Source organism: Nocardiopsis sp. TRM 82005, from assembly GCF_056312425.1.
This window is the reverse complement of record NZ_JBWDTQ010000008.1, coordinates 43,701-70,073: the sequence shown is the minus strand read 5'-3', so window position 1 is coordinate 70,073 and position 26,373 is coordinate 43,701. Positions and strand designations below refer to the sequence as shown.

General features: G+C 71.5%; 24 protein-coding genes. 6 read left to right on the top strand and 18 right to left on the bottom strand.

What is annotated here, in order from left to right:
- Positions 1-186: 186 nt before the first annotated feature.
- The 3 genes from AC0T5L_RS06145 to AC0T5L_RS06135 form a co-directional block, all read right to left on the bottom strand.
- The gene (locus tag AC0T5L_RS06145; RefSeq protein WP_476164396.1) at positions 187-1,206 is read right to left on the bottom strand and encodes an SEC-C domain-containing protein; all 1,020 of its coding nucleotides are present in this window, start codon (positions 1,204-1,206) and stop codon (positions 187-189) included.
- 101 nt (positions 1,207-1,307) lie between these two features.
- Complete coding sequence (locus tag AC0T5L_RS06140; protein ID WP_476164395.1) at positions 1,308-1,739, bottom strand: hypothetical protein; 432 nt, start codon at positions 1,737-1,739, stop codon at positions 1,308-1,310.
- Positions 1,740-2,241: 502 nt separating this feature from the next.
- Entirely contained in the window at positions 2,242-2,946 is a 705-nt protein-coding gene (locus tag AC0T5L_RS06135; protein WP_476164394.1) for an MgtC/SapB family protein, read from the bottom strand.
- A gap of 274 nt (positions 2,947-3,220) precedes the next feature.
- Here AC0T5L_RS06135 and AC0T5L_RS06130 point away from each other — a divergent pair, with 274 nt between their 5' ends.
- The gene (locus AC0T5L_RS06130; RefSeq protein WP_476164393.1) at positions 3,221-5,296 is read left to right on the top strand and encodes an N-6 DNA methylase; all 2,076 of its coding nucleotides are present in this window, start codon (positions 3,221-3,223) and stop codon (positions 5,294-5,296) included.
- A gap of 79 nt (positions 5,297-5,375) precedes the next feature.
- Here AC0T5L_RS06130 and AC0T5L_RS06125 read toward each other — a convergent pair whose 3' ends face one another.
- The 4 genes from AC0T5L_RS06125 to AC0T5L_RS06110 form a co-directional block, all read right to left on the bottom strand.
- Positions 5,376-6,722 carry a purple acid phosphatase family protein gene (locus tag AC0T5L_RS06125; protein WP_476164392.1) on the bottom strand — a complete coding sequence of 449 codons (1,347 nt, stop codon included), beginning with the start codon at positions 6,720-6,722 and terminating at the stop codon, positions 5,376-5,378.
- Between the two features lie 182 nt (positions 6,723-6,904).
- The gene (locus AC0T5L_RS06120; RefSeq protein WP_476164391.1) at positions 6,905-8,515 is read right to left on the bottom strand and encodes a hypothetical protein; all 1,611 of its coding nucleotides are present in this window, start codon (positions 8,513-8,515) and stop codon (positions 6,905-6,907) included.
- 196 nt (positions 8,516-8,711) lie between these two features.
- Positions 8,712-9,140 carry a YchJ family protein gene (locus AC0T5L_RS06115; protein ID WP_476164390.1) on the bottom strand — a complete coding sequence of 143 codons (429 nt, stop codon included), beginning with the start codon at positions 9,138-9,140 and terminating at the stop codon, positions 8,712-8,714.
- A gap of 112 nt (positions 9,141-9,252) precedes the next feature.
- Positions 9,253-9,984, bottom strand: coding sequence for a DUF981 family protein (locus AC0T5L_RS06110; RefSeq protein WP_476164389.1), 732 nt, complete (start codon positions 9,982-9,984; stop codon positions 9,253-9,255).
- 286 nt (positions 9,985-10,270) lie between these two features.
- On the opposite strand from AC0T5L_RS06110, the gene AC0T5L_RS06105 reads away from it, so the two are divergent.
- The gene (locus AC0T5L_RS06105) at positions 10,271-10,468 is read left to right on the top strand and encodes a hypothetical protein (protein WP_476164388.1); all 198 of its coding nucleotides are present in this window, start codon (positions 10,271-10,273) and stop codon (positions 10,466-10,468) included.
- A 36-nt stretch (positions 10,469-10,504) separates the two neighbouring features.
- Positions 10,505-11,314 carry an SAM-dependent methyltransferase gene (locus AC0T5L_RS06100; protein ID WP_476164387.1) on the top strand — a complete coding sequence of 270 codons (810 nt, stop codon included), beginning with the start codon at positions 10,505-10,507 and terminating at the stop codon, positions 11,312-11,314.
- Between the two features lie 177 nt (positions 11,315-11,491).
- On the opposite strand, the gene AC0T5L_RS06095 is transcribed toward AC0T5L_RS06100, so the two are convergent.
- From AC0T5L_RS06095 to AC0T5L_RS06065, 7 genes are all read right to left on the bottom strand, one after another.
- Positions 11,492-12,091, bottom strand: a complete 600-nt coding sequence (locus AC0T5L_RS06095; protein ID WP_476164386.1) for a DUF4352 domain-containing protein — start codon at positions 12,089-12,091, stop codon at positions 11,492-11,494.
- A 258-nt stretch (positions 12,092-12,349) separates the two neighbouring features.
- Positions 12,350-13,291, bottom strand: a complete 942-nt coding sequence (locus AC0T5L_RS06090) for a serine hydrolase (RefSeq protein WP_476164385.1) — start codon at positions 13,289-13,291, stop codon at positions 12,350-12,352.
- Between the two features lie 320 nt (positions 13,292-13,611).
- Positions 13,612-16,035, bottom strand: coding sequence for an ATP-binding cassette domain-containing protein (locus AC0T5L_RS06085; protein ID WP_476164384.1), 2,424 nt, complete (start codon positions 16,033-16,035; stop codon positions 13,612-13,614).
- A gap of 110 nt (positions 16,036-16,145) precedes the next feature.
- Positions 16,146-16,556 carry a VOC family protein gene (locus AC0T5L_RS06080; RefSeq protein ID WP_476164383.1) on the bottom strand — a complete coding sequence of 137 codons (411 nt, stop codon included), beginning with the start codon at positions 16,554-16,556 and terminating at the stop codon, positions 16,146-16,148.
- A 5-nt stretch (positions 16,557-16,561) separates the two neighbouring features.
- Positions 16,562-17,011, bottom strand: a complete 450-nt coding sequence (locus AC0T5L_RS06075) for a helix-turn-helix transcriptional regulator (RefSeq protein WP_476164382.1) — start codon at positions 17,009-17,011, stop codon at positions 16,562-16,564.
- Between the two features lie 206 nt (positions 17,012-17,217).
- Positions 17,218-18,066 carry a poly(ethylene terephthalate) hydrolase family protein gene (locus AC0T5L_RS06070; protein ID WP_476164381.1) on the bottom strand — a complete coding sequence of 283 codons (849 nt, stop codon included), beginning with the start codon at positions 18,064-18,066 and terminating at the stop codon, positions 17,218-17,220.
- A gap of 528 nt (positions 18,067-18,594) precedes the next feature.
- Positions 18,595-19,641: a glucose 1-dehydrogenase gene (locus AC0T5L_RS06065; RefSeq protein WP_476164380.1), complete on the bottom strand. Its 1,047-nt coding sequence runs from the start codon at positions 19,639-19,641 to the stop codon at positions 18,595-18,597.
- 271 nt (positions 19,642-19,912) lie between these two features.
- Here AC0T5L_RS06065 and AC0T5L_RS06060 point away from each other — a divergent pair, with 271 nt between their 5' ends.
- Both AC0T5L_RS06060 and AC0T5L_RS06055 read left to right on the top strand, forming a co-directional pair.
- Complete coding sequence (locus tag AC0T5L_RS06060; RefSeq protein WP_476164379.1) at positions 19,913-20,332, top strand: Fur family transcriptional regulator; 420 nt, start codon at positions 19,913-19,915, stop codon at positions 20,330-20,332.
- 57 nt (positions 20,333-20,389) lie between these two features.
- Positions 20,390-21,889, top strand: coding sequence for a catalase (locus AC0T5L_RS06055; RefSeq protein WP_476164378.1), 1,500 nt, complete (start codon positions 20,390-20,392; stop codon positions 21,887-21,889).
- Positions 21,890-21,981: 92 nt separating this feature from the next.
- Here AC0T5L_RS06055 and AC0T5L_RS06050 read toward each other — a convergent pair whose 3' ends face one another.
- Together AC0T5L_RS06050 and AC0T5L_RS06045 are read right to left on the bottom strand one after the other, a co-directional pair.
- Positions 21,982-22,359: an ankyrin repeat domain-containing protein gene (locus AC0T5L_RS06050; RefSeq protein ID WP_476164377.1), complete on the bottom strand. Its 378-nt coding sequence runs from the start codon at positions 22,357-22,359 to the stop codon at positions 21,982-21,984.
- 93 nt (positions 22,360-22,452) lie between these two features.
- Complete coding sequence (locus tag AC0T5L_RS06045) at positions 22,453-22,809, bottom strand: cupin domain-containing protein (protein WP_476164376.1); 357 nt, start codon at positions 22,807-22,809, stop codon at positions 22,453-22,455.
- Positions 22,810-22,996: 187 nt separating this feature from the next.
- Between AC0T5L_RS06045 and AC0T5L_RS06040 the strand changes: the two genes are divergently transcribed.
- Complete coding sequence (locus AC0T5L_RS06040; protein ID WP_476164375.1) at positions 22,997-24,391, top strand: acyl-CoA synthetase; 1,395 nt, start codon at positions 22,997-22,999, stop codon at positions 24,389-24,391.
- Positions 24,392-24,467: 76 nt separating this feature from the next.
- Here AC0T5L_RS06040 and AC0T5L_RS06035 read toward each other — a convergent pair whose 3' ends face one another.
- Positions 24,468-25,661 carry an FUSC family protein gene (locus tag AC0T5L_RS06035; protein ID WP_476164397.1) on the bottom strand — a complete coding sequence of 398 codons (1,194 nt, stop codon included), beginning with the start codon at positions 25,659-25,661 and terminating at the stop codon, positions 24,468-24,470.
- A 315-nt stretch (positions 25,662-25,976) separates the two neighbouring features.
- Positions 25,977-26,369: a hypothetical protein gene (locus AC0T5L_RS06030; RefSeq protein ID WP_476164374.1), complete on the bottom strand. Its 393-nt coding sequence runs from the start codon at positions 26,367-26,369 to the stop codon at positions 25,977-25,979.
- Positions 26,370-26,373 lie beyond the last annotated feature (4 nt).

The window sequence follows — 26,373 nt, the reverse complement described above, 5'->3', positions numbered from 1 at the left end:
TCGGTGCCCCGGTCAAGCGGTCACTGATCGCCTACGACCACTGACCAGGGCACACACTTTCCCATCAACGATCTAGGCGGCTTCTGAACCCTGAGACCGCCAACCCCACGGCATCGATGACGCGCGTTCTCCACGGTTCCCCGGCCCCGGTGCGGCGTGCGTCCGCCCGGCCGTGCTCTCGTGCGCTCACCTGTTCGACGGCGAACCGCAGCACTTCTTGTACTTGCGGCCCGACGCGCACCAGCAGGCTTCGTTGCGGTCGGGCGGCCACGACCGGAGCCTCGGGTCGTCCTCGGCGGGCTCCAGGTCCGCCCAGTCCATGGTTGTTTCGCCGTCCGCCGGGTCCAGGCCGCGCCGCTCTGCGAACTCCACGACCTCCTCCACGCCGTGCAGCACCACGCTCCACCGCGTCCCGGGGTGCTCACGGGCCCGCTCCCGCAGGGCCCGTTCGGCGGCGCGGTAGTAGGCGTCGGCGCCGTGCTCGGCGGCCTCCCCCGTGAGCAGTCCCCGGGCTCGGGCCTCGTCGAAGGCCTCACGGGAGTAGAGCGCCTCCACGTCCCGTTCGTCCTCCCGCTGCCAGTCCTCATCCTCTTCGTCAGGGAATCCCGCGGTCCCCATCACCTGCCGTTCGGCCACGGACATGGCCACGTCGTCGTGCGCGTCGAGTGTCAGTCCCAGCTTCATCCGTGCCAGCAGACGGCTGACGATCGGCATCAGGAAGAGGTCTTCCTCGTCCGCGAGCTCCTCCGCTGGTACGGCGAGCAGCCGCCGGGCGGCGACGTTGTAGCAGCGCAGCGCCTCGTCCCACCGCTCCAGCTCCTGGAGGTCCTCGCCGAGCAGCTGTGCGGGCCCCTCCCCCAGGTGGCCGGGGCGGAGCAGATCGGCGGTGATCCGCTCCGCCTCGTCCGCGTCCCGCGCGTCCTGGCCCCTGCGCAGGAGCTTGGCCAGCTCGATGGAGGCGTACTGGCGGTCCTCCGGAGCGGGGGCCTGGTCGCGCACGGTCTCCAGCAGGCGGCGGGCCCGGTCGCCTCGCCCCGCACGGTTCAGGTCCGCGACGAACTCCATGAGGAGGTCGCCCGCGTGGCCGGGATCGGCGGTCATGTCCTTCAGGATGCGGTCGGGCAGGTCCAGTTCTCGGAGCGCGGCCATCAGGGACGCGCCATCACTGGCTGGGGCGGGGGCGGTGGCAGGGCCGTGGTCGGTCATGGTCGTCAGCCTAGGGTCCGCCCCCACGCCGAGCGGCACGTTTCCGGAAAACCGGCGGCCCCGGCGGCGTGGTTCCGGGGCGGACCGCCGGAAATCCGGGTTCAGGGCGTCTGATAAGTCTCCTGGCCGTCCTCGGTGTCGGCGAACCAGTCCTTTGCGTTCCGTGTCTCCGCCAGCACCAGCGCGACCAGCATGAGGGCGAATCCCAGGTAACCGCTGCCCTGCACGACGTTGACCAGCGTTCCGACGACGGCCAGTACCAGGGCGACGCGGAGCAGGATCTGCACCCTGCGGCCGCCCGCTCCCATACGCAGGGCGACGACGAGCTCAAGCACCAGGACGCCCACGCCGAGCAACATCTCCAGGGCGAAGAGCCCCATGGTGGTCCCTGTCTCCGCCATCGCCCGCGCGAGGGGCAGACCGGACACGGACATGAGCACGAGGAAGGACAGCAGGCCGACGGTGGCTATCGCCACGTGGACGAACAGGATCACCCGGACAGCCGTGAGCTGGCCCGGCATGGGGGGTTTCATGGAGACTCCTGACTCTCAGGTGCTCTGTGTGCACGGAGCCTCCCGGCACGCTCCGAACCGGGACAGGCTCCCACAGCCCCGGGACTCCGTGTCACCCCACCCCGCGGGAACAGGACCCGGGCCCTGGCCGAACGTCGGTGTCGGGCGGCCTCATGCCCGCATGGGCACTCCCCGTTCGCCCTGAACGCCGTCCTGGTCTCGCCGCCCCACATGGCCCCGTCCCGGCCGCAGGCACAACGGCGACGACCGCATCCGCTCCGAAAAGCACTCCGGACGGGGTTGGGGCCTTGCAGCCTCCTCCGAGATGTGGCTGCGAATCAGTGCGGGCCGTCCTCCCAAGGCCACCGGGGGCGGCACCTCGCTCTTCGCCGAGAAGCGGTGCAAGGACTGCCCGAGCGGCTGGCCCCGGCACCTTCGGGTGTCCGGATCAGCGGCCTCCGCGCCGGTGCGGGGTGCTCGAAGGACTCCGTCGGACGCGGTTCCGCGCGGTGGGCCGGAGGCCTCAGTCGGATGTCTCGTCCAGCTCCTGCCAGTACACCAACGACACCTCCGGCTCCAGGCTGAGCCTGCGCACCACCTGCTCCAGTGCCTCGTCCTGGTGCCCGGCGACGACGATGTCGGCGCGCACGGACACCGAGTCGCGGTCCTCGGGGAGGGGACGGCTGTCCACGGAGCGCAGTGTGAACTCGGTGTCGGACAGGGCGTGCAACAGCAGGGCCCGCACATGGGTGTCCTGGGAGTCCGTGCACACGACGCGGATCCGGTAGGTGGTCTCGATCTCTCGGGAGACGGAGTTGCGCTTCTGCAACCGCCTGGCGACCGGACGCAGCAGGACGTTGGCGCCCACCACCGTCACCGCGCCCATCGCCGCGCCCAGGTAGAGGCCGCTCCCCGCCAGCACGCCGACGGCCGCGGCGCACCAGATCGTGGCGGCCGTGTTGATACCGCGGATGTTGATGCCGTCGCGCAGGATGACGCCCGCGCCGAGGAAGCCGATGCCCGACACCACCTGGGCGGCGACACGGGTGGGGCTGACCTCGTCGACGGTGTTCGCGGCCAACAGCACGAACAGCGCCGAGCCCACGGACACCAGCGCGTTGGTCCGCAGACCCGCCATGCGCGCCCGCCACTGGCGTTCGACGCCGACCAGCGCGCCCAGGGCGAACGCACAGCCGAGCCGGAGTGCGAACTCCCACCATTCCAACATCCGCGCCACTCCCCACAGGTCTGCCGACCGGTCCGTGTCGGAAAGGGCCGCGCCGGTCCGCGCCGGGTCGGCGGCGTCGACGCGTGCCCGAGGGCGCCGCGTCGGCCCCACCGGTACTGGCACGGCTACCCTCGGCTCCCCCACATACACCCGGCTCCATGTGAAGATGCCCAACCACGGGGGCATTTCAGACAGGGATCGCGTGTTGAGCCCATCAGAACACAGGTGTGTATAGTCGTGACCGGTCAGCTGTCGTCGCGGATGGGATGGGTCCATGGGCACCGGTGACGTGGAGGTCAGCTCGGCCGACATCGCCAGGATCGCGGGGGTCAAGCCCACCGCGGTGAGCAACTGGCGCCGTCGGCACGACGACTTCCCCCGGCCGGTCGGAGGCACGGACCGCAGCCCCCGGTTCGACCTGGGCCAGGTGGAGGAGTGGCTGTCCACCCACCGCCAGGTCACGAGCATCGACCCCGACCAGCGGCTGTGGCAGGCCCTGGACTCCCTGCGCGCCTCGGTGCCCGCCGACGCGGTCCTGGTCTGGGTGGGGGTGCTCCTGCTCCGTCTGCACCGCGAACCCGAGGACCTGGACACCGACGACCCGGCGTCGCTGCTGCGCGAGGCGCGGCGGTCCTTCGAGGACGCCCTGGACCGGGCGGGCCTGTCCGCTCTGGCCGGGCAGCGCCCCGAGTCCGTCCCCGAGGCGCAGGCCGCGGTCCTGGCCGACGCGGCCGTGCGTGCCGCGCGTCAGAGCGGGCCCCGGTCCGCGTTCGGACACCTTCTGGGCCGCCTGGACCAGCGTGCCCCTTCCGGTTCGCACACGGTCCCGCCCGAACTGGCCGACCTCATGGTGCGCCTGGCCGGGCCCGGGGACACCGTGGCCGACCCCGCCTGTGGGCGGGGCGAGCTCCTGCTCGCAGCCGCGCGGGACGGGCGGCGCGCCCTGCTGGGCCAGGACAGGGACTCGGCGTCGGTGTGGCTGGGCGCGTTGCGGCTGGCCTTCGCCGACGCCCTGTCGCCGGAGGCGGACCTGCGTGTGGCGGACGCTCTGCGCTCCCCCGCGTTCGGTGCGGGCGGTGCCGACACGGTCCTGTGCGCCCCGCCGTTCGGTGAGCGCAACTGGGGGGCCGAGGAGCTCGCGGACGATTCCCGGTGGGCGCACGGTGTGCCCCCGCGCCTGGAGTCGGACCTGGCCTGGGTCCAGCACTGTCTGTCGCGGGTACACCCCGGCGGTTCGGCGGTGGTGCTGATGCCGCCGGGGGCCGCGCAGCGCCCGTCGGGGCGCCGTATCCGCCGCTCCCTGCTGCGTGCGGGCGTGTTCCGCGCGGTGGTCTCGCTGCCGCCCGGGTTCGCGGCCCACTACGCCGTGCCCCTGCAACTGTGGGTGCTGCGCCGCCCCGAGCGGAACGAGGCGCCCGCCCCCGTCCTGCTCGTGGACACCGCCCCGCACGAGCCCGGCCAGGTTCCCGCCGCGGGCCATGTCACCGACCTGGTCGACCGGGTCTGGGAGGGCTACCGGGCCGCCCCGGACGGGTTCGCCGAGCAGCCGGGGACGGCGCGGACGCTGGAGGTGGTCGACCTGTTGGACGAGGACGTCGACCTGACCCCCCGCCGCCACCTTCCCCTCCCGCCTACCTCGACCGGGGATCTGGAGCTGTTCGCCGAGCGCCGCAGGAGGTTGGAGGGCGCGCTGCGCACACTGCGCACGCTTCTGCCCGAGGCCCCGCGGATCGAACCCGGCGGTGACGCGGCCGGGATCGTCACCCTCGGAGAGCTGTCCAAGTCCGGGTCGGTGACGATCCGGCGGCCCGTTCCGCGCCGATCGGCGGAGGAGGCGGGACCACGGGTCAGTGCCAGGGTGGTCACCGGTGAGGACGTGGTGCGGGGGATGGCTCCTTCGCGCACGGACGAGGTCGACGCCGACCCGATGCGCAACCCCCCGATCCAGGAGGGCGACGTCCTCGTCCCGACCATCGCGCGCAGGCCCGCCGCCCGGGTGGCGACCGCAGGCGACGCGGGGGCCTACCCGGGCAGCGGCCTGTACGTGGTGCGCACGAACCCGGGCGCGGTCGACCCCTGGTTCCTGGCGGGTTTCGTCACCAGTTCCGGGGAATCGCAGAACATCGCCCGGGTGAGCAGCAGCATGCGCGGGCACCTGAGGGTCGATCCGGCCCGGATGCGGCTTCCGGTGCTGGCCGTGGAGGAGCAGCGCCGCTACGGGGAGCTCTTCCGACAGGTGTCGAGGTTTCGCGAGGCGCTCGTGGAGTTCCAGGAGTGGGGCGGGGAGCTGGCCGACCAGGCCGTGGACCTGATCGCCGGGCAGTGGGAGACCACCGAGCACCCTCACTAGCGGAGACGTCGCCGGTGTGGCTGGCGGGGCCCTTCCCCCGTCGGCCCCGGCAGGAGGGCGCCGCGGGCCCGGAGGGCGGTCAGGAGCCGTCGGTGACGCGCTTGCCCTCCTCGTCCTTGGCGATGGTGAAGGAGTCCACCGTCTCGCCGTCCGCTGTGCGGGACCGGTACTCCAGGGTGTCGCCGTCCACCGAGACCGCCTGGAAGGTCTGGGTGTCGGTGCGCTGCACGCGGACCTCGGCGCCGTGGCCGGTCCAGCCGGTCTCATCGGCCTCGTACGTCTTGGGGCCGGTCACCGCGGTCACGTAGACCGGGCCGGTGTGCACGTCGGGGTCCTGCGTGCGGTGTTCGACCAGGTTGCCGCGGCCGTAGGAGTGGTCGTGGCCCTGGAGGACCAGGTCCACGTCGTGTTCCTCCAGCGGTGGCAGCCACGCTCGGCGCAGCGGCGCGTTGTCGCGCTCGGGATCGTTGGAGAACACCGGGTGGTGGAAGGTGACCACGGTCCACTCGTGGGGGTTGTCGGCCAGTACCCGTTCCAGCCACCGCCGCTGTGTGTCCAGCCACTGGTCGGCACTGTGCGGTGCGGCGTCGCGGTAGTTGGAGTCGAGCACCACGAACCGCACCCCCTGGTAGTCGGTGCGGTAGGCGGTCTCGGCAGGGCCGGTGCTCTGGTCGGGGCCGTTGCCCGCGCCGGGGAACTGGGGGACCCAGTGGTCGCCCAGCCCCTCGGAGCCGTAGTCGTGGTTGCCGGGGCTGACCAGGTGGTTCATGCCGCCCGTGGCCTCGGGGCCGAAGGCCTCGAACCACTCGCCCCACTGGGAGTCGTCGTCGGCCGAGTCGACCAGGTCGCCGGAGTGCACGGCCAGTTCGGCGCCGGGTTCGGCCTCCAGCCCGGCCCGGATGACGGGGGCGGCGTCGTCGGCGATGTCGTCCTGGACGTCGCCGAAGTACAGGAAGCTGAAGGGCTCGGCCCCCTCGGCGGCGGTGGTGAAGGTGTGCCAGTCACTGGCCGCGTCACCGCCGCTCCCGTCAGCTCCGTCACCTCCGCCGTCCCCGGCACCGTCGTCCTCGCCGCCGCTGCCCCCGCCGGTCCGGTAGCGGTAGGCGGTGTCCGGCTCCAGACCGGTGGCCGTGGCCGCGAAGGCGGAGCCGGCCTCCCCGCCGCCGGTGGACCTGCCCCGGACCCGTGTGGTCCGCCCGGACTGGTCCTCGGGGCCGATCTCCAGGAAGGCCTCCTCGGCCCCGGGCGCACGCCATGTCACGGTCTGGGAGGTGCTGGGATCGGCGGTGGGCGAGAGGATGACGCGGTCGACGGGCCCCTCGGCCGGTGACCGGGGAGCGCATGCGCACAGCCCCGCAGCGACGGCGACGGCGCCCAGGACCGCCGACACACGGCCGGGGGCGGAGCGGAGCGTGGTGACGCACACGGGGCCACCGGACCCTTCTTCTGGGGAGTCGACTTCTCGGGCACGGGGAGAGGCGCTGCTCGCCGGTCCGCCGCGGCGCCGCGCGCGCAAGCACGCCTGCGCCCACCCAGCCGGAACGGCCGGGCCCGCGCACCCACCGTCTGGCGGACGACCGCCGGGCCGGGGCGCGCGGGCCCGGACCGTCAGGCTTCCGGCTGCTCCAGCAGCGAGTTCAGCATGGGTCCGAACTCCTCGTCGGAGGTGTGCAGCGTGACCGCCCCGGCCTCGTGGTCGATGCTGGCCCCCACCGCACGCAGGTCGGGCGGCGTCCCCGGCTCGCGCTCGCGCGAGGCCGGGTGCCACCAGTAGAGCTGTGAGCTGATGGGCTTGTCGCCTTCGTCGGCGAAGCGCTCGGCGATCTGCTGCATGTTGTCCATGGCGGCGAGCGGGTTGCCCCGGCCCAGGGGGTGGGCGATGAGCGCCTCGGGCACGGGGAAGGCCACCAGCGCACCGTGCGGGAGCTCGTCCAGGTAGCGGTCCAGGACGTGCGCCTGCGCCGCCACGTAGGGGTGCTGGCCGCCGATGTGCACGACGTGCGCCCCGTTGAGGTCGTGCTCGCTCGTCTCGACGGTCTCGTCCACGGAGGCCGCCACCGCCTCGGCGAAGACCACGTCGTCGGGGCGCCCGGAGCGTTCGTGCGCCTGCCGGGACAGCGGCTGCAACGACTCGGGGGTGTCCACGACCACGGTCTGCCACAGGTCCGGGGCGATCTCACGGGTCACGAGGGAGTCCAGTACCCCCTCGGGGAAGGCGGAGACCGGGTAGAGGCGGACCCGGAGCTGTCCGGCGGGTTCGTCGGAGCCAGGACCGCTCTGGACGGCCTGCTTCAGCTGGTCCAGGGCCGCGCGGGCGAACCCGGCGGTGTTGTCCGCGACCTGCTCGGGGGTGGCCCCGCTCAGCGCCGAGCGCAGGCCGCTGATGTCGGTGCTGGCCTGGTTGCCGTCGGGCAGCGGCAGGACCAGGGTGTCGGCGTCCTGGAAGGACACCTGCGCCCCGGCATCGGCGAAGGCGGTGACCAGGGCGTTGGCCACGGTGTCGTCGGGGTCCACGGGGTGGGGCTCGGCGGGCTCCTCCCGCTCCTGGGAGGCGCGGGTCATGTAACCCGCGAAGTGGGCGGCAAGACTCGCCTGGTGCTCCGCCGGGGAGATGATCGCCTGGTCGAAGGTGTCCTTGAGGTCTCCCTCCAGCAGGGTCGTGCCGTCGGGAGCGGATACGCGCAGGCTGGTCGGCGGCAGGTACTCGGCCCCGAGCCCCTCACGCTCGCACGCCTCCACCAGGGCGCTGCCGAACTCCGCCTCCATCTGCTCGGGCCGTAGCCGCCGGGCCTGGTCGAGCCTGGCGGCGAACCAGTCCGGGATCTGGTCCTCGGCGCGGGGGAAGCGCTCCAGCTCCTGGGCGTAGACGAGCGGGCTCACCTCGAAGGGCAGCTCGGGCTCGGTGTCGTGGTTGTACTCGACGTTGAGCTGGTGGGAGTGGTGGACCGAGATGATCATGGAGAGCCAGGAGCCCTTGCCCTCCTGGTAGGAGGAGTGCTTGAGCGCGCTGACCGCTTCCGCGACGCCCTCGGGAACCTCCACCTGCCGAACCTGGCCGTCCGCGTCCTGGACGGCGAACATGTCGCTCCGGTGGGCGCCGATCGCCCTGGCGAGGTAGGTGAGCTGCTGCCAGCCCTCGGGGACGACCTCGACCAGTCTCCTGGCGAGGTCCTGGATGAGGTCTCCCTGCTCCAGCGGGCCGGGGGCTTGCGTGGTCATGGTGCACTCCGTGTCCGTGTGGGCGTGTGGCCTGTGCGGTGAGGCCGGTGAAGGTGATGCGGTCCGCGCCCTCCTTCCTATCGTGCCGCGACGACGGAGTGTGCCCGGACCCGTACCGGAGGCCGTGGGCCTGACCGCCGCCTCGGCCTCCGGGGTGCCGGACCGGCGCAGGACCGCGAAGCCGGCCCGGGCGGCCTCAGTCCGGGAGGGCGTCGAGGTAGACCCAGGCGCCCTCGTGGCGCACGAAGCGGCTGTGCTCGTCGAGCGCCCCTTCGCGGGTGCCTTCCCGGTGGGTCGCGCGGAAGGCGACCGTGCCCTCGTTGTGGAAGGGGGTGCCGCCGGTGGTGGACAGCACCTCCAGGCGCACCCACTCGGTGCCCGGGTCCAGCTCCAGGCTCCGCGGCCGGGTGCGGGGGTGCCAGGTCCGGAGCAGGTAGTCGCGGTCCCCGACGGCGAAGGCGCTGTAACGCGAGCGCATGAGCTGTTCGGCGGTGGAGGCAGGGGCCTGCCCGCGGTGCAGGCGACCGCAGCAGTCCCGGTAGGCCGCGGACCCGCCGCAGGGGCAGGGCGCGGCGGCGTCGGCCGCGGGCGGGGACTGGCGGTGGCGTGGTTTGCGCTGCGACATCCTCCCATTGTGGCCCGCCGCGCCCGTGTGCGGTGCCGGGCACACGAGGACCGGGGCGCCCGGCACGGCGACGACGCCCGCGGACCTGACCGGTGCCGGTCCGCCGGCCGCCTCAGGCCGGTGGTCCCATCGTGTTGACCACCAAACCGATGTGCGTGTAGTAGTTCAGCGCCCCGAACAGCAGGAACACGGTCCCGGCCAGTCCCCACACGACGCCGATCACGGTCCACAACCGCGAGCGCAGGGACCTGAGGCCGAACGGGAACAGCACCGCGCCCACCCCCACGAGGGCGTAGAGGCCGGAGATGAAGGCCGCCTCCAGCCACGGGTAGGCGCTGAAGGCCCCGGAGACGGGTTCCTGCGGTGGTGCCGCGAACAGCTGGAAGGCCCAGCCCGCCGCGGCGATGCCGAACGAGGCCAACCCCATGCCGAACACCAGCACCGAGACGGGGCCGGCCACCCGCACGACGTGCGCTGCCGGGTCCTCGTGACCGGTCAGGACGTCACCGCGTTTCCACAGGTACAGGGCCGCGGCCAACAGCAGCACACCGAACACCAGGCTCGGCTCACCGAAGATGATGTTGTCGAACGGGAAACCGCCGGCCGCGAGCGGCCAGGTCAGACTCATGTGCAGACCCGTGACCGTCAGCAGCAGGCCCAGCACCCCGAAGGCCAGGGCCCATCCGTCCGGCACGATCCGCCGGCCGCGGATCAGTGCGCGGCCCAGCGCCACCACCAGGATCAGCCCGGCCCCGGCGGCGACCGCCATCACCGTGTTGTACGTGGGCATCGTCGCCCAGTCGATCTGGAGGCCGCCTTCGACCCCGGTCAGAAAATCCCCCATATGTGCCGTAATCCCTCGTTTCAGCATCGGAGCGCCGTACCGCGAGCGCTGGGTGGTTCTGCAAAATTCGCACGGCGGCTCAAGCGGTGTCACACACGAATCGCCGGTGTCGGGCAACCGACCTGTACGGCCCCGCCTTCGCACGGATCCGCCAGAGCACCTGCCGATCAGCGTGAGGGCCCGTCCCACAGCGCTTTCGGGCTTGCCCCGCACACTCGGCAACCGGGACAATGCACGGCATCACACCTCTGGTGGCTGAGAGGCTTCCCCGTGACGGACACTCCCCGTGGACGGCGCCGCCGTGGTCCGCTCGGCGCGCGTGCCCGTCCACCCGCGCGCGGCCGAGGAGCTGGAGCGGTTCTTCGGCGGGCTGGAGCCGTTGGAGCCCGGCGTGGCCTCCGTGCCGTTCCGGCGTCCCGGTTCCGCGAGCTCGGGCGGGCCCGGGGAGACCGCCCAGTACGGCGGAGTCACCCCTAAGCCCTGAGAGCAGAGCCGCCCCCGAACGGATCGGACACACGCGATGACCCACCCCCATGACCCCGCGGCCCCGGCAGGCGTCGACACCTCCGTGGCGCACTCCGCGCGGGTGTGGAACTACTGGCTGGGCGGAAAGGACCACTATCCCGTCGACCGCGAGCTCGGCGAGCAGATCCTGCGCACCTACCCGAACATCGCCGCCGACGCCCGTGCGGGCAGGGGCTTCCTGGTCCGCGGTATCACGCACCTGGCACGGGAGGAGGGTATCCGGCAGTTCCTGGACATCGGCACGGGCCTGCCGACCTACGACAACACCCACGAGGTGGCGCAGGCCGCGGCCCCCGAGTCCCGGGTGGTCTACGTCGACAACGACCCGATGGTCCTGGCCCACGCCCGGGCCCTGCTGGTGAGTAGTGAGCGGGGCGCCACCCAGTTCGTGGACACCGACCTGCGCGACACCGGCAGGGTCCTGCAAGCGGCGGGCGAGCTGCTGGACTTCGACCGCCCCGTGGCGCTCAGTGTCGTGGGCACGCTCGGGCACATCCCCGACCTGGCCGAGGCCCTCGACATCATGAGCCGCTACAGGGACGCCCTCGCCCCGGGGAGTTTCGTGATGGTGGGCGACCACGTGATGCCCGAGGACCCCGGTGCGGCCACGGCGCTGGACCAGTGGAACGAGGGAGCGGCCCTGTCCTACCGTTCACACACGCCCGCGGAATTCACTTCCTACTTCGACGGTCTGGAGCTGCTCGACCCCGGAGTCGTTCCGGTGACGCTCTGGCGCACGGAGCGGCCCGAGATCGGTTCCCTTCCCGACATCGCCATGCGGGGAGCGGTCGCCCGCAAGCCCTGATCCCCGGGGGTTCTCCGGGGCGACCGGAGGGTGTCCCCGTCTCCCGGGTCCCGCTACGCGACAGGTGAGGGGCGCCCCGGCGCGGGGCCGGCGACGCCAAGGGCGCGGACCGCTGGTCGGACCCACTCGTTTCGACCAGCGGTCCGCTCGTAGGCGGTCCCCGTCCGGGCCGCCCGTCTATCCGACCTCGACGGTGTAGGTCTCGCCCATACCGAGAGGGCCGCTGAACTCCACGCTGGCGGGGGTGAAGTCGCCCTCGGCGGTGATGACGCCCTCGGCCCGCTGCCCGGGGCTCAGGGTCATCGTGTCGATCTGGTCCTCGGCCTCTCCCAGGCCACCAGAGGTGTCCTTTTTGGTGCCGTCATCGGCGACGATCGCGAAGTAGAGCGGGTTGACGTCAACGTTCTCGTCACTGTTGTTCTCGACGGTGATGTACACACTGGTGAAGTCCCCACCGTCATGGAGGATGCTCGGTGTGAACTCGGTGGCCTCGGCCGTCATGGCGACCGCCTGCTCCTCCGGGGCCTCCTCCTCCGCGGGAGCGTCCTCGTCCGCATCCTGGGCCGCCTCCTCCTCGGTGGCGGTGGGCTCCTGGGCGCCGCCGCCGGAGTCGTCGCCGGACAGCGCGGCCATGCACCCGCCGATCAGAAGCAGGATGAGGAGGACACCGAGGCACCCACCGCACCCGAGGCCGAACTTCTTTCCCGTGGACATGCCCTGCTTGGGTGGCACGGGCGGCATGGACTGGCCGTAGGGCGGCTGCTGGGGCTGGGTCATGGTGTACTCCGGTCTGTGTGTACGGGGGAGCCGCGCGCCGGGAGGGGCGGCGAACGACGGAGAGAACGGGACGACATGTGCACGCCCTTCTCCGGCAGGGGAAACCATGCTCCGCCTGCTTCACACGCAACATACACCATATTTTGTGAATAAGGCCAACCATATCCAGTTATCCTCAATAAACCCTCCGTGTTCTCGGTGCACACCGACGTGCTGCCACGGTGCCTCGCGGCAGCACGCGGCAGCACGTGTCCGGGGTCAGGCGCGGTCGGAACCGTCGGAGGGAAGCGGCGGTCCGGTTCGCTGCTTCTGGGTCCGGCCTCCCTCTTCGGTGAGGGCGGAGTGCACACCCGCGGCCACGGACTCGATGGTCTCCACCCCGTACTCCATGCCCGGGCTGTCATCGGTGAGGACGACGACGTCGTAGTCCCCGACCGGGGTGTTCCGGAAGCCGCCCACGCTGTTCACCCGCCAGACGTCCGTGCCCTTGTGGGGCAGCCAGCCGTTCTTCAGGTACGCCTCGGCCCCCTCGGGCGCCCCGTCGGGCACCCCCCACCTCTGCTCCTCGACCACGTCACCCATGAGACCGCGTGCGTAGGAGCGCTCTTCGGAGCCGAGCACGTCGTTGTCCGTGCGCAGCAGGCCGAGCAGGGTGAGCTGGTCGCCTGCGGTGATCTTCATCAGCCCGACGTAGTTCTCGGGATGCAGCCTCGTGTCGTCCATCCCCGCCAGGTCGAGGAAGCTCTGGAGGCGCTCGGCGCCGAGCCGGTCGCGCAGTTCTCCGGCCGCGTCGTTGTCGGAGACGGTGATCATGTCGTTCGCCAGTCTCCGTTCCTCGTCGGTGAGCTCGCGCTCCTCGTCCATGGCGGTGCGCAGCAGTGCGCCGAGGACGACGACCTTGCCGACGCTGGCCGCGTCGAACTCGGCGTCGGGGTCGAGCCCGCAGACGAGGTCGCCGCCGTACGCGGACACCCCGACCGAGACACGCCCCTCACGCCCGTCCGCCTCCTGTGGGATCCGCTCGTTGAGGCGTTCCGCGGCCTCGGGGTGCGACTCCGAGACACAGACCGGATCCTGCGTCCCGGTCCCGGTGGCGGCTCCGGCGGCCGGCGGTGCGCCGACGGCGAGACCGGCGGCAAGGACCGCGACGAGGGTCCGCGCCCCGTGACGGTGCCCGGACGCGGTTCGGTGGATGCGCATGGTGGCGGCTCCCTCTCCTTGGCGGCTCGGTGACCGGCCGCCGAACGCACCGTGCCACTTCGCCCTCGTTCTATGGCCACCCAAAGCAACCACCCCGTCACCGGACGATCCAGGGTGTGGAGTTCTCGCGATTCGTCCACAAAGCGCCACGAGGGGACATGAGTGCGGACCGATCCTGGCAACAGGCTCACGGAGTTCCATAACGGCCGGTACCGGACGCGCTCCCGGCCGATCTGCGGGCCCGGGACGACCCCGGTCCCGCACATGCCGGTGTCGGAACAGGTGGGAGAACCCGTCCCGCTGTGTCCTCGGGACCCTGGTCAGGTGCCGACGTAGGCCGCGAGGTGCTCGCCGGTGAGGGTTGAGCGGTCGGCGACGAGGTCGGCGGGCGTGCCCTCGAAGACGACCCGGCCGCCGTCGTGGCCGGCACCGGGGCCGATGTCGATGATCCAGTCGGCGTGCGCCATGACCGCCTGGTGGTGCTCGATGACCACGACCGACTTGCCGGAGTCGACGAGCCGGTCGAGCAGGCCGAGCAGCTGCTCGACGTCGGCGAGGTGGAGGCCGGCGGTCGGCTCGTCGAGGACGTAGACGCCGCCCTTCTCAGCCATGCGGGTGGCCAGCTTGAGCCGCTGCCGCTCGCCGCCGGACAGCGTGGTGAGCGGCTGGCCGAGGGCGAGGTAGCCGAGTCCGACGCCGGCGAGCCGGTCGAGGATCCTGTGCGCGGCCGGCGTGCGCGCCTCGCCGGCGCCGAAGAACTCCCCCGCCTGGGACACCGGCATCGCGAGCACCTCGCTGATGTCGCGGCCGCCGAGGCGGTGGTCCAGGACCGAGGCCTCGAACCGCTTTCCCTCGCACTCCTCGCAGGTGACGGTGACGCCGGCCATCATCCCCAGGTCGGTGTAGACGACCCCGGCGCCCTTGCAGTTGGGGCAGGCGCCCTCGGAGTTGGCGCTGAACAGCGCCGGCTTCACACCGTTGGCCTTCGCGAACGCCTTGCGGATCGGGTCGAGCAGTCCGGTGTACGTCGCCGGGTTGCTCCGTCGTGAGCCGCGGATCGCGCCCTGGTCGATCGAGACCACGTCCGAGCCCGCGGGAACCGACCCGTGCATGAGCGAGCTCTTGCCGGAGCCGGCGACGCCGGTGACGACGGCGAGCACCCCGAGCGGGATGTCGACGTCGACGTCGCGCAGGTTGTGCGCCCTCGCGCCGCGGATCTCCAGAGCGCCGGTGGGCGCGCGCACCGTCTCCTTGAGGGCGGCCCGGTCGTCGAGATGGCGGCCGGTGACGGTGCCGCTGGCCCGCAGGCCCTCGGTGGTGCCCTCGAACACCACCTCGCCACCGGCGGTGCCGGCGCCGGGACCGAGGTCGACGACGTGGTCGGCGATCGCGATCGTCTCCGGCTCGTGCTCCACGACGAGGACGGTGTTGCCCTTGTCGCGCAGCCGCAGCAGCAGGTCGTTCATCCGCTGGACGTCGTGGGGGTGCAGGCCGATGGTGGGCTCGTCGAAGACGTAGGTGGCGTCGGTGAGCGAGGAGCCGAGGTGGCGGATCATCTTGGTGCGCTGTGCCTCGCCGCCCGAGAGCGTGCCCGACGGCCGGTCGAGCGAGAGGTAGCCCAGTCCGATCTCCACGAACGAGTCGAGGGTGTCCCCCAGCGCCCTCAGCAGCGGCGCCACCGTCCCCCGCGCGTGGCTGACGCCGCCGTACGCGCGGGAGGTACCCCCGGATTCGTCGAGGCCGCGGATCCACTCGGCGAGGTCGCTGATCTGCATCGCGCAGGCGTCAGCGATGTTGGTCCCCCCGATCCTCGACGACCGGGCCGCCTCGCTGAGCCGGGTGCCGTCGCACTCGGGGCAGGCGACGAAGGTGATCGCACGGTCCACGAACGCCCGGATGTGCGGCTGCATCGACTCCCGGTCCTTGGAGAGGAACGACTTCTGGATCTTGGGGATCAGCCCCTCGTAGGTGAGGTTGACGCCGTTGACCTTCACCTTGGTCGGCTCGCGGTGGAGGAAGTCGTGCAGTTCGGTCCCGGTGTAGTCGCGGATCGGCTTGTCCGGGTCGACGAAGCCCGACTCGGCGAAGATCCGTACCGTCCACCAGCCGTCCGCCTTGTAGCCGGGGATGGTGATCGCGCCCTCGGCGATCGACTTGGAGTCGTCGAAGAGCTGGGTGAGGTCGAAGTCGGAGATCGTGCCCCGGCCCTCACAGCGCGGACACATGCCGCCGGTGCGGGTGAAGGTCTGTTTCACGGTCTTGCTGGCACCGCGCTCGACCGTGATCGCCCCGCTCGCCCGGACCGTGGGGGTGTTGAAGGAGAACGCGTTGGGCGAGCCTATGTGCGGCCGCCCGAGCCGGCTGAAGAGGATGCGCAGCATCGCGTTGGCGTCGGTGGCGGTGCCGACCGTGGAACGGGGGTCGGTGCCCATCCGCTGCTGGTCGACGATGATCGCGGTCGTCAGTCCGTCGAGTACGTCGACCTCGGGCCGTGCCAGTGTCGGCATGAAGCCCTGCACGAAGGCGCTGTAGGTCTCGTTGATCAGCCGCTGCGACTCCGCGGCGATCGTGTCGAACACCAGGGAGCTCTTGCCCGAGCCGGAGACGCCGGTGAACACCGTCAGCCGGCGTTTCGGGACCTCAAGGCCGACGCCCTTGAGGTTGTTCTCGCGCGCGCCGTACACACGGATCAGGTCGTGGCTGTCGGCGACATGCGGCGCGGGCGACCGCGTGTCCGTGCTCATCGTGTCTCCATCCGTTGGGCGGGGCCGCCTTCGCGGTCTCCTCGGGCCTCGTGCGCGGGATCCTTCACGGGCCCGCCTGTTCAAGGTCATGGCCGCGGCCGCCAAGCGGCTCAGCGCAGTTCCTGGATACGGACCAGGTTGCCCGCGGGATCGCGGACGGCGCAGTCACGGACGCCGTAGGGCTGCTCGGCCGGCTCCTGGACGATCTCGGTGCCGCCGGCCTGCAACCGTTCGAAGGTGCCGTCGAGGTCGGCGGTGGCCAGGAGGACTCCGGCGTAGGTGCCCTTGGCCATCATCTCGACGATGGTGCGGCTCTCGTCTTCGGTGACGCCGGGGTCGGCGACCGGCGGTTCCAGGACGATGGACGTGCTCGGCTGGCCGGCGGGGCCGACCGTGATCCAGCGCATCCCGTCGTATCCGACGTCGCCCCGGACTTCGAAGCCGAGGGCGTCGCGGTAGAAGGCCAGGGAGGCGTCCGGGTCGTCGTGCGGAAGAAAGCTCGCGTGAATGGTGATGTCCATGGCAGTCACGCTAGACCCGGCTCGGGTGCCGGCGCTTCTCGATTCCTGACCGGTCTGGTCACCTGTCTCGCCACGCAGGACGGCATCCCCGCCGTCGCGCGCGCCGCCTGGCGCCGGTAGATGCTGGGCGGCATACCGACCAGCTCGGCGAAGCGGGTGCTGAAAGTGCCCAGCGACGAACAGCCGACCGTGAAGCAGACCTCGGTGACGCTGAGGTCGCCCCGGCGCAGCAGCGCCATCGCGCGCTCGATTCGCCGCGTCATCAGATAGGCGTACGGCGACTCGCCGTAGGCGCGCCGGAACTCGCGGCTGAGGTGCCCGGCCGACATGTGCACACCGCGGGCGAGCGCCTCGACGTCCAGCGGCTGCGCGTACTCCCGGTCGATCCGGTCGCGGACGCGGCGCAGCCGCGCGAGGTCGCGCAGGTACTGCGCTGCGGCGGGTCTGCTGATCACATGTCATATCGTGCCACGTCGCACCGAAGCCGCGACAGAAGACACAATGCGGTACCAGCGGGCGGGTCCGTCAGCTCCTGGGCGGGCAGCGCCCCGTCCCGGACCGGGAACCCCCGCGGGGGGCGAGCATCCGACGGCGATGGCCTTGCTCCCAGTGACACTGCCGCCAAGAGCAAGACCATCCGGTGGGGCTCCCGGTCACCGCGCTAGCCGAGGTTCTTCTGCCTCACGTCCCAGTCGGTGGAGCACAGACCGCAGTCGCTACCGACGAACTCCTGTCGGGCCCCCTGGTCGCCCTTGAGCTGCCACTTCAGCCAGGCGGCGCCCACACGGCCGTACTCGCCGCCGTTGACCTCGCCGAAGGTGCCGTAGTGGCCGACGTCCAGGTGGCCCATGAACGCGGGCAGGCCCTGCGGCAGCCGACTGTAGTCGTCCAGGGCGTTCTCGTAGGCGATGTCGTCGGGACCTCCGGTGAAGTAGGCGACGGGTGCGTGCAGTCCGTCCAGCAGGTCGTTGTCCCGGTCGCTCAGGAGACCGCTGTTCCACAGCACGGTGGTGTCGATACGGGGGTCGTCGGCGACCTCATAGGTCTCCAGGCCGCCACAGGACTGGCCCATGACCGCGATGTTGTCGGTGTCGATGTGGCCCCGGTACCGGCTGAACCAGCGGTCGTTCTCATCGACCGCCCAGTCGATGGCCTCGGTGAGCATCTCGGCGTCGGTGCTGCCGGAGCCGCCCGGGCGGCCGTTGGCGATGACCAGGAACCCGTGCGAGGCGATCTCGGTGAGGAAGTTCTCGAACCACGTCCCGTCGGCGCGGCAGGCGCCGTTGCCCCAGGCGACGACGGGAAGCTGCTCGTTCTCGGGCAGGTCGACGGGACGGTAGATGGTGTGGTCACGCAGGCGCAGGGTGGTGACGTACTCGGCGTCGTAGGGCCCCGATCCGCCCATGGTCTCCACGGTGTCGGCGGCCGCCGACGCTGGGACCAGGGTGGCGGCCACGAGCAGGCCGAGAAAAGCAGATGATGCGCGGCGCACCAGGTATCGTGCTCCCATTCCACACTCCTCACGAGGTGTACAGCGAATATCAACGGTCCTTTTTTCAGCGCGCTGACCATCGAATATTCGACACGGGGAGCCAGGTGTCAACAACACTCCGAAACAACCCGTGCTATCACCGATACCCCGGGACCCGCACGACCCGTGTTCGTCGGACCCGGCCGCAATCGGCCCCATCCACCATTCTCAACCGGGCATCGGCATTTCCACCCGCAGAGGGTTATCCACGCATCGGGGCGACGGAGTTCGGCATACGGCCTGCGAAAACGGGCACCATGGCCCCCGTTCTCCAGATTTCCCACCCCTGCTGGCCCCTCTTCTTCATGAGGTTCCGCACGGGAAATAGCGAGTGCATCGCGGAAGTTCGGTTGGTTACCGAAAAACAGACGCACCGGACGTGGCGACCACCTTTTCCTGGAAACCGCTACACAAGGTGACCGTGAAGGGTGTGGAACCGCCCTCGCGGCCCGCCCGCGCTCCCCTTCCGGCGGTGGGCCGGGCCGGGGTTCGAAGCGGCCCGGCGGCTCACAGGTCGATGACGGTCTTGATGTCGTCGCCGCCGGGCTCGAACGCCTCGTGCGCACGCTCCAGCGGCAGACGTCGGGTGATCATCCGCTCCAGCCAGGAGCGGTCGGCTCGGGCCAGCGCCTGGGCGGCCAGCTCGTAGTGACGCAGGTTGGCGTTGACCGATCCGAGGATCACGTCGTTCTCCAGGACGATCTCCCGGTTGACCGCACCGGCGTCGACGCTGATGGTCCGTCCGGCCGAGGAGATACCGGTGAGGCAGACGATCCCGTAGGAGGCGTTGTCGGCCATCGCATCCGCGATGAGCCTGGACGCTCCGGTGGCCTCGATGATCACGTCCGGCTCGCCCTCGGCGGCGACGTCGGCGATGCTCCCGGTGTGGTAGGTCGCCCCCAGCTCGGCCACCAGGTCGGGTTTGACCCCCGTCTCCACCCGGTCCAGAACGTGCACGTCGAGGCCGCGCTGGGCACCGAGCAGTGCGGCCAGCAGGCCGATCGGGCCGGCGCCGGTGACGAGCAGGCGGCGCGGGTCGAACCAGGCCCGGTTACCGATCCGCTCGATCTGCTCCCACGCCTTGGCGACGACCGTGGTGGGCTCCATCAGTACGCCGACGCGCTCCAGCGAGGGGGCGAGCCTGACCGCGTAGTCGGCCTCCACCGTCCACTGCTGCGCACCGTAGCCGTGGATGCCCTTGATGCCGCGTTCGGTGAACCTCCCGTTGCGGCACATGTCGAACTCGCCGCGACCGCACGCGCCGCACGGCTCGGGGTCGGGCCGTCGCACGACCCCGACCACCAGGTCGCCCGGCGCGAAGCCGCTGCCGTCCGGTGCCTCCCGGACCCGGCCCAGGGACTCGTGCCCCAGGACCAGGCTCTCCGCCCCGGGTGGCGCTTCACCGTACTCGCCCCGGGCGATCTCGCGGTCGGTACCGCAGACGCCCAGCGCGACACCGTCCACGAGCAGCTCCCCCGCGCCCGGCACGGGCGCCTCGATCTCGCTCACCCGCACCGAGTCGGCCTTCGACGGCACCACTGTCAGAGCACGCATGATCATCCATCCCCTCGCCTGGGCCGCTCGTCCGCTGCCGGGTCGCCGTCGGCGCCGTCCCACCGCGTGGACGGCCCGGTCCATCGGCCGGCCGACAGTCCGGGGACGCGTTCTCGCTACCCGGCGATTCTGCCAAGCGGCTACCCGGCCGCCGCACGTGACACACGAGGAGGGGGAAACCGGGCCGCGGACACCCGGTGCCGTCACACCCAGCCTCCGGGTTAGGCACCCCTTTGTTGGAACTGTTCCAGAAAAGTGTTTCAATGGGCACATGCACCAGACCGAGACCGAGGTCCTCCTCAGGGAGGCCTCGCTACGCGTGACCCGACCGCGGGTCGCGGTACTGGCGGCGCTCGGGGCCCACCCGCACGCTGACGCCGGCACCGTACTCCAGGTGGTCCGCGGCCAGCTCGGTGCTGTATCCACACAGGCGGTGTACGACGTGCTCAAGGCTCTGACGGACGCCGGCCTCGTGAGGCGTATCGAACCGGAGGGGTCACCCGCGCGCTATGAGCGGCGAGTGGGTGACAACCACCACCACGTGGTCTGCCGTCGCTGCGGCGCGATCGCCGACGTGGACTGTGCCACCGGATCCGCCCCCTGCATGACGGGTTCGCAGGACCACGGTTTTGCCATCGACGAGGTCGAGGTCACCTACTGGGGCCTCTGCCCCGGGTGCCAGCAGGCCTGATCCCGACCGGCACCCCCGCCGCAGCACCGACAGACCCCATCGAAGACCAAGGAAGTCATGTCCCAGGACAACACCCAGCCGATGACCACCGCCAACGGTGCCCCGGTAGCGAACAACCAGAACAGCATGACCGCGGGTCCGCGCGGACCGATGCTGCTCCAGGACCTGTGGTTCCTGGAGAAGCTCGCGCACTTCGACCGTGAGGTCATCCCCGAGCGCCGGATGCACGCCAAGGGCTCCGGAGCCTTCGGCACCTTCACCGTCACCAAGGACATCACCCAGTACAGCAAGGCCGCGATCTTCTCCGAGGTCGGCAAGCAGACCGAGATGTTCGCCCGCTTCTCCACCGTCGCCGGTGAGCGCGGTGCCGCCGACGCCGAGCGCGACATCCGCGGCTTCGCCCTGCGCTTCTACACCGAGGAGGGCAACTGGGACATCGTCGGCAACAACACCCCGGTCTTCTTCTTCCGCGACCCGCTGAAGTTCCCCGACCTCAACCGCGCCGTCAAGCGCGACCCGCGCACCAACATGCGCTCGGCGGAGAACAACTGGGACTTTTGGACCAACCTCCCCGAGGCCCTGCACCAGGTCACCATCGTGATGTCGGACCGCGGCATCCCCGACGGCTACCGCCACATGCACGGCTTCGGCTCGCACACCTTCTCGTTCGTCAACGAGGCCGGCGAGCGCTTCTGGGCCAAGTTCCACTTCCGCACCCAGCAGGGCATCAAGAACCTCACGGACGAGGAGGCCGCCCAGGTCGTGGCCGATGACCGTGAGTCCGCGCAGCGCGACCTGTTCGACGCCATCGAGCGGGGCGAGAACCCCAAGTGGACGTTCTACGTCCAGATCATGCCCGAGGCCGACGCCGCGGACTACCGCTTCCACCCCTTCGACCTCACCAAGGTCTGGTCCAAGAAGGACTACCCGCTGATCGAGGTCGGCGAGTTCGAGCTCAACCGCAACCCGGAGAACTACTTCGCGGACGTGGAGCAGGCCGCCTTCACCCCGGCCAACATCGTTCCGGGCGTCGGCGTCTCGCCCGACCGCATGCTCCAGGGCCGCCTCTTCTCCTACGGTGACGCCGCCCGCTACCGCCTGGGCGTCAACCACCACCAGATCCCGGTGAACTACCCCCGCGGGGCCAAGCTGGTCAACACCTACCACCGCGACGGCACGATGCGCGTGGACGGCAACCAGGGCGGCGTTCCGGGCATCGAGCCCAACTCCTACGGCCGCTGGCAGGAGCAGAGCCAGTACGCCGAGCCGGCGCTGGCCGTGGGCGCGACCGCCGACCGGTTCGACTACCGCGAGGACGACGACAACTACTTCGAGCAGCCCGGCGACCTGTTCCGCATGATGAGCGCGGACGAGCAGCAGAGGCTGTTCGAGAACACCGCGCGTGCGATCGACGGGGCCTCGCAGGCCACCATCGAGCGCCACATCGGCAACTGCACGAAGGCCGACCCGGCCTACGGCGAGGGTGTGCGCAAGGCCGTCGAGGCCCTGCACGCGGGCAAGGTCTCCGCGAGCGAGCCCAACCCGAACAACGCCTGAACGAACACCTGAGCAGACGAGCCGACGCGGCCCCGACCGCGTCGGCTCGTCTCCGTCGTGGGCGCCCGGGCCGTGGCCCCGCCAGTGCCGGGTCAGGGCAGGATGTCGGTGCGGCCGAACATCTCGGCCGCGGCACGGGCGCTCGGCGTACCCGCGTCGAGGTCGGCTCCCGCGGCGACGAGCACGGCCACGATGCCCTCCTCTCCCTTGAACAGCGCTCCGGCCACGGGTGACTGGTCCCGTTCGTTGCGCAGGTCGACGTCGGCTCCGCGGTCGACCAGGGCGCGGACCGTGCTCTCGCGGCCGTGGTAGGCGGCGAGCATCACCAGGGTGTTGCCCTGTTCGTCGGGGGTGTCCACGGGCAGGCCGTGGTCGAGGAACTCCAGCAGCTCCTCCGTCCGGCCCTCCCGTGCGAGGTCCATCGCCAGGGCGATGACCCGGTTGGTCTGCTCCGCTGAGAGTGCGTTCATGGACCCCATGCTAGGAGCGCCCTCCCGCCCGCCGGTACGGAGGTGCGGTCTCCGCCCGGGTGCGGTGGGGGACTCGCACCCGTCCCGTGACACCTACTCGTGCGTGTGGCTCTGGGGGTCCAGCATGAAGACCAGGACGCGGGAGGCGCCGACGGTCGTGACCGCGTGGGGGACGGACCCGGCCACGTAGATCATCCCGCCGGGGTCGAGCTCGTGGCTCTCGCCCTCGACGTCCACCCGGATCCGGCCTTCGAGGACCTGGACCAGGACCGGGGAGGGGGTCATGTGCTCCCTGAGCTCGGCGCCCTCGTCCAACGCCAGGTGCATGACCCGGGCCTCGCCGTTGGAGAACAGGCGTGCGGGCGCGGTCTGCCCCTCCTTGAAGTGCCTCTGTTCCCTGAGCTGGTCGAGCCCCGTCGCGATCAGTTTCCATCGGGCGTCGTCGGCCATGCGGTCCCCGCCTCCGTGTCTTCCCCACAAGGGCTGCGCATCCCCGCCGTCCACGGCCCGGCCCGGGGCCGCCGGGGTGCGTCGCCTCCCATCCAAATCGGCCGGAGGCCCGGTGGCAAGGAGAACACGGCCCCGTCTGTGGTGTACTGGCTCGCGACCGGGTCGGGAACGACGGACGGAGTGGGACATGCTGCTGGGCTCCGGGGCGGGCGAGGGGCTCGCGGCGCGGGTCGGTGACGAGGAGCTCGACCGTGAGGGGCTGTGGTCGGCGGCGGCCGCCGTGGCCGGGCGGATCGCCGGCGCCCACGCCGTCGCCGTGCACGGAGAGGCCTCTCTGGCGACGGTCGTCGCGGTCGTCGGCGGCCTGCTGGCCGGTGTTCCCGTGGTCCCGGTCCCCGCGGACGCGGGGGCCGCCGAGCGCCGCCACATCGTGCGCGACTCCGGTGCCGCCCTGTGGCTGGGGACACCACAGGACGGGATCGACCTGCCGGCCGTCCCCGTCGACCCGGCTGAGCGCTCCTCCCACACGCTCCCCGAGCCCCCGCCCGGGGCCACCGCGCTGATCATGTACACCTCCGGGACCACCGGCCCACCCAAGGGCGCCGTCCTGTCACGCCGGGCCGTGGCCGCCGACCTGGACGCGCTCGCCGACGCCTGGGCCTGGACCCCCGAAGACGTACTGGTCCACGGCCTGCCGATGTTCCACGTGCACGGGCTGGTCCTGGGCGTGCTGGGGGCACTGCGTGTGGGCAGCCCCCTGGTGCACACCGTCCGCCCCTCCCCCGCCGCCTACGCCGCCGCGGCACGGGCGCGGGGAAGCCTGTTCTTCGGGGTGCCGACCGTGTGGTCGCGGATAGCGCGCGACACCGACAGCGGCCGCGCCCTGTCCGGGGCGCGGCTGCTGGTGTCGGGCAGCGCCCCGCTCCCCGACACGGTGGCCGACAGCCTGCGGGCGGCCTCCGGCCACAGCCCCGTGGAGCGGTACGGGATGACCGAGACGCTGATCACCGTGGCCGCGCGCGCCGACGCGCCGCGGCGTACCGGCTGGGTGGGGACGGCGCTGCCCGGTCTGGAGTCACGGCTGCGTGGTGAACACGGCGATCCCGTCCCGTCGGACGGTGAGAGTATCGGCGAACTACAGGTGCGCGGCGCCACCCTCTTCGACGGCTACCTCGGCCTTCCCGAGGCCACGGCGGCGGCGTGGACCGACGACGGCTGGTTCCGTACCGGCGACGCCGCGGTCCGCGACACCGACGGCTGGCACCGGATCGTGGGGCGAATGTCGGTCGACATGATCAAGACCGGCGGCTACCGGGTCGGCGCGGGCGAGGTCGAGGCCGCGCTGCTCGGCCACCCCGCGGTACACGAGGCCGCCGTGGTGGGCGAGGCCGACGACGACCTCGGCCAGCGCGTCATCGCCTATCTGGTGGGCGAGGGCATCGATCCGGAGGCCGTCATCGACTTCGCGACCGCCCGCCTGTCAGTCCACAAGCGCCCGCGCGAGGTGCGCGTGGTGGACACGCTGCCGCGCAACGCCATGGGCAAGGTCCAGAAGAAGCTGCTGGGCGACGCGCGGCACTGACCCCGGCCCGCACACTCCCCCTTCACCCACGACCCGCTGGCACGCGAGGAGGGGCCTGGGCGAGGGTTCCGAGGCGTCAGCGGCGCCGGAAGGGCCAACGGCCACGGTTCCCCGGCGAAGAGGAGCTCCGCAGTACCCGCGGCAGCCACGACTCCGTCGGCGGATGCGTGACCTGCGGTTCCTCCTCCCCGTTCGAGAGCGCCTGCTCGGCCCTCCCGGGTTCGAGCCCGGCGAACAGCATGATGTCGGTGGCGACCATCAGCACGGACAGGTGGGTGGCCGCGGTCATGGAATCGTCGGCCGTGTCGCCGCCGAACGGCCGGGCCACTTCGAGCACCAGCTCGACCGCGCGCTGGTGCGCGGGGCGGTCGCCGAGGTCGCTGGCGAGCACGTCGAGTACGGCGGCCATCTCGCACACCACCGGTGCGATGCGTTGGCGCTCGCCCGCCTCCATGGACGCCGCGGTCCGTGCGAGCGACAGGCAGCTCTCACCGAGGATGATGAGCCGGTCGACCCTCTCGTCCTCGTACCGCAGCGGTTCGGGGCTGGTCCACCGCGCGGTGGACCAGCGGGCGATGCGGTGGCTGTTCTCGCGCGCGCGGCTGAGGTCGGCCATCGGCCTGCTCAGGGCGCCCAGGCGGTCCACCGTCCGCGGGGAGGGGTCCTCGTCCTCCCTCAGAGCGCGTCCGGTCTCGTCGAGTATGCGCACGATCTCCGCCAGCGCGGTCTCCTCGGTACGGCGCAGCCGGGCGACGGGGCGCGTGGGGAAGAGCAGCTGGCTCATCACGAGCGCCACGCCCGCTCCGACGAGGGCGTCGGTGAGCCGGCTGATGCCCACCTGGCCGTCGGTGAAGGTCACGGTGAGGATCGCGCCCGCCGCGGCCTGGGCCATCACGAGCCGCTCGGCGCCGATGGCGACCGCGATCGCCATCGCCACGCCGATGGCGACGGCCAGTGCCGCGTAGCCTCCGCCGGTGGCGGCGACCGCCAGTTCGCCGACGACGATGCCGATGACCACGCCCAGCAGCATCCGGACGGCGTTGGTTCCCCGCTCACCGCCCGTGGCGTTGAGCGCGATGACCGCGGCGATCGGCGCGAAGAACGGGAAGTGGTCCTGGATGAGGCCGCCCGCGATGATCCACGCCGTGGTCGCGGCGATGGTGGCCTGCAACACCGACCACATACTGGCGGACAGGCGCTCCAGCGCCGCCGAACCCGCGTGGGCCGCCCACCGCCATCCGGCTCGGACGGGACCGCTCAGATACCGTATGCCCCCTCACCAGCCCCCGGAGTCGGCGGACCACCGCGTGCCCGCGTGAAAACAACCGCCGCAGCCATCGATACCCAGGTCGGCACCCACGGACACAAACACCGAGGTCGGAGCGGGCGGGACGCAGTGTCCAGGCCGTCGGCGAGCGCGCTGGCCGGTGCGGTGGCCGGGTGGCCGGGTACGGGCTTCTCCTGGTCGGCCGTGCGGATGCTCCTGGCCCGCACGGGCGGGCCGCGGGATGGGTGGGCTGACGCCGTGCCACCGGACCTCTCCTGGCCGCGAACGGGCATGGGTGCGGCGGAGAGGGGCCGCGACCTATCGGGCCTCCTCCAGCAGGACCGCCTTGGCCGCCGCGTCGGCCTTCACCGTCCCGGTGACCAGGAACGCCATCAGGGCGGTGTACCCCGCGACGGCGGCGATCCAGGTGAGGGGGAGGAGGGCCTCGACCGCCATGGCCGCGGGGACGGACACGACCGTGACCGCTCCGGCGGTGTACCCGACGCGCACGGTGGCCGTCAGCCAGGGGACCGCCGCCAGGTGTCCCTCGCTCCAGGCCCGGTCCGAGGCGAGGGTGGCCTTCGTCCTCAGGCCGATCAGGACGTTCCTCCCCAGGGCCCCGCCCACGGTGGAGTTCCTGACGTGGTGCACCGCTCCCGTGGCGGCGAACAGCCCGAAGGCCAAGGCGAGGAGTCCGATCACTTCTTCCATGGAT

Bases quoted from the DNA above. Each gene is read 5' to 3' on its own strand.
- AC0T5L_RS06145 (WP_476164396.1), bottom strand. From the start codon at position 1,206: ATGACCGACCACGGCCCTGCCACCGCCCCCGCCCCAGCCAGTGATGGC.
- AC0T5L_RS06140 (WP_476164395.1), bottom strand. From the start codon at position 1,739: ATGAAACCCCCCATGCCGGGCCAGCTCACGGCTGTCCGGGTGATCCTG.
- AC0T5L_RS06135 (WP_476164394.1), bottom strand. From the start codon at position 2,946: ATGTTGGAATGGTGGGAGTTCGCACTCCGGCTCGGCTGTGCGTTCGCC.
- AC0T5L_RS06130 (WP_476164393.1), top strand. From the start codon at position 3,221: ATGGGCACCGGTGACGTGGAGGTCAGCTCGGCCGACATCGCCAGGATC.
- AC0T5L_RS06120 (WP_476164391.1), bottom strand. From the start codon at position 8,515: ATGACCACGCAAGCCCCCGGCCCGCTGGAGCAGGGAGACCTCATCCAG.
- AC0T5L_RS06115 (WP_476164390.1), bottom strand. From the start codon at position 9,140: ATGTCGCAGCGCAAACCACGCCACCGCCAGTCCCCGCCCGCGGCCGAC.
- AC0T5L_RS06110 (WP_476164389.1), bottom strand. From the start codon at position 9,984: ATGGGGGATTTTCTGACCGGGGTCGAAGGCGGCCTCCAGATCGACTGG.
- AC0T5L_RS06100 (WP_476164387.1), top strand. From the start codon at position 10,505: ATGACCCACCCCCATGACCCCGCGGCCCCGGCAGGCGTCGACACCTCC.
- AC0T5L_RS06095 (WP_476164386.1), bottom strand. From the start codon at position 12,091: ATGACCCAGCCCCAGCAGCCGCCCTACGGCCAGTCCATGCCGCCCGTG.
- AC0T5L_RS06090 (WP_476164385.1), bottom strand. From the start codon at position 13,291: ATGCGCATCCACCGAACCGCGTCCGGGCACCGTCACGGGGCGCGGACC.
- AC0T5L_RS06085 (WP_476164384.1), bottom strand. From the start codon at position 16,035: ATGAGCACGGACACGCGGTCGCCCGCGCCGCATGTCGCCGACAGCCAC.
- AC0T5L_RS06080 (WP_476164383.1), bottom strand. From the start codon at position 16,556: ATGGACATCACCATTCACGCGAGCTTTCTTCCGCACGACGACCCGGAC.
- AC0T5L_RS06070 (WP_476164381.1), bottom strand. From the start codon at position 18,066: ATGGGAGCACGATACCTGGTGCGCCGCGCATCATCTGCTTTTCTCGGC.
- AC0T5L_RS06065 (WP_476164380.1), bottom strand. From the start codon at position 19,641: ATGCGTGCTCTGACAGTGGTGCCGTCGAAGGCCGACTCGGTGCGGGTG.
- AC0T5L_RS06060 (WP_476164379.1), top strand. From the start codon at position 19,913: ATGCACCAGACCGAGACCGAGGTCCTCCTCAGGGAGGCCTCGCTACGC.
- AC0T5L_RS06055 (WP_476164378.1), top strand. From the start codon at position 20,390: ATGTCCCAGGACAACACCCAGCCGATGACCACCGCCAACGGTGCCCCG.
- AC0T5L_RS06050 (WP_476164377.1), bottom strand. From the start codon at position 22,359: ATGAACGCACTCTCAGCGGAGCAGACCAACCGGGTCATCGCCCTGGCG.
- AC0T5L_RS06045 (WP_476164376.1), bottom strand. From the start codon at position 22,809: ATGGCCGACGACGCCCGATGGAAACTGATCGCGACGGGGCTCGACCAG.
- AC0T5L_RS06040 (WP_476164375.1), top strand. From the start codon at position 22,997: ATGCTGCTGGGCTCCGGGGCGGGCGAGGGGCTCGCGGCGCGGGTCGGT.
- AC0T5L_RS06030 (WP_476164374.1), bottom strand. From the start codon at position 26,369: ATGGAAGAAGTGATCGGACTCCTCGCCTTGGCCTTCGGGCTGTTCGCC.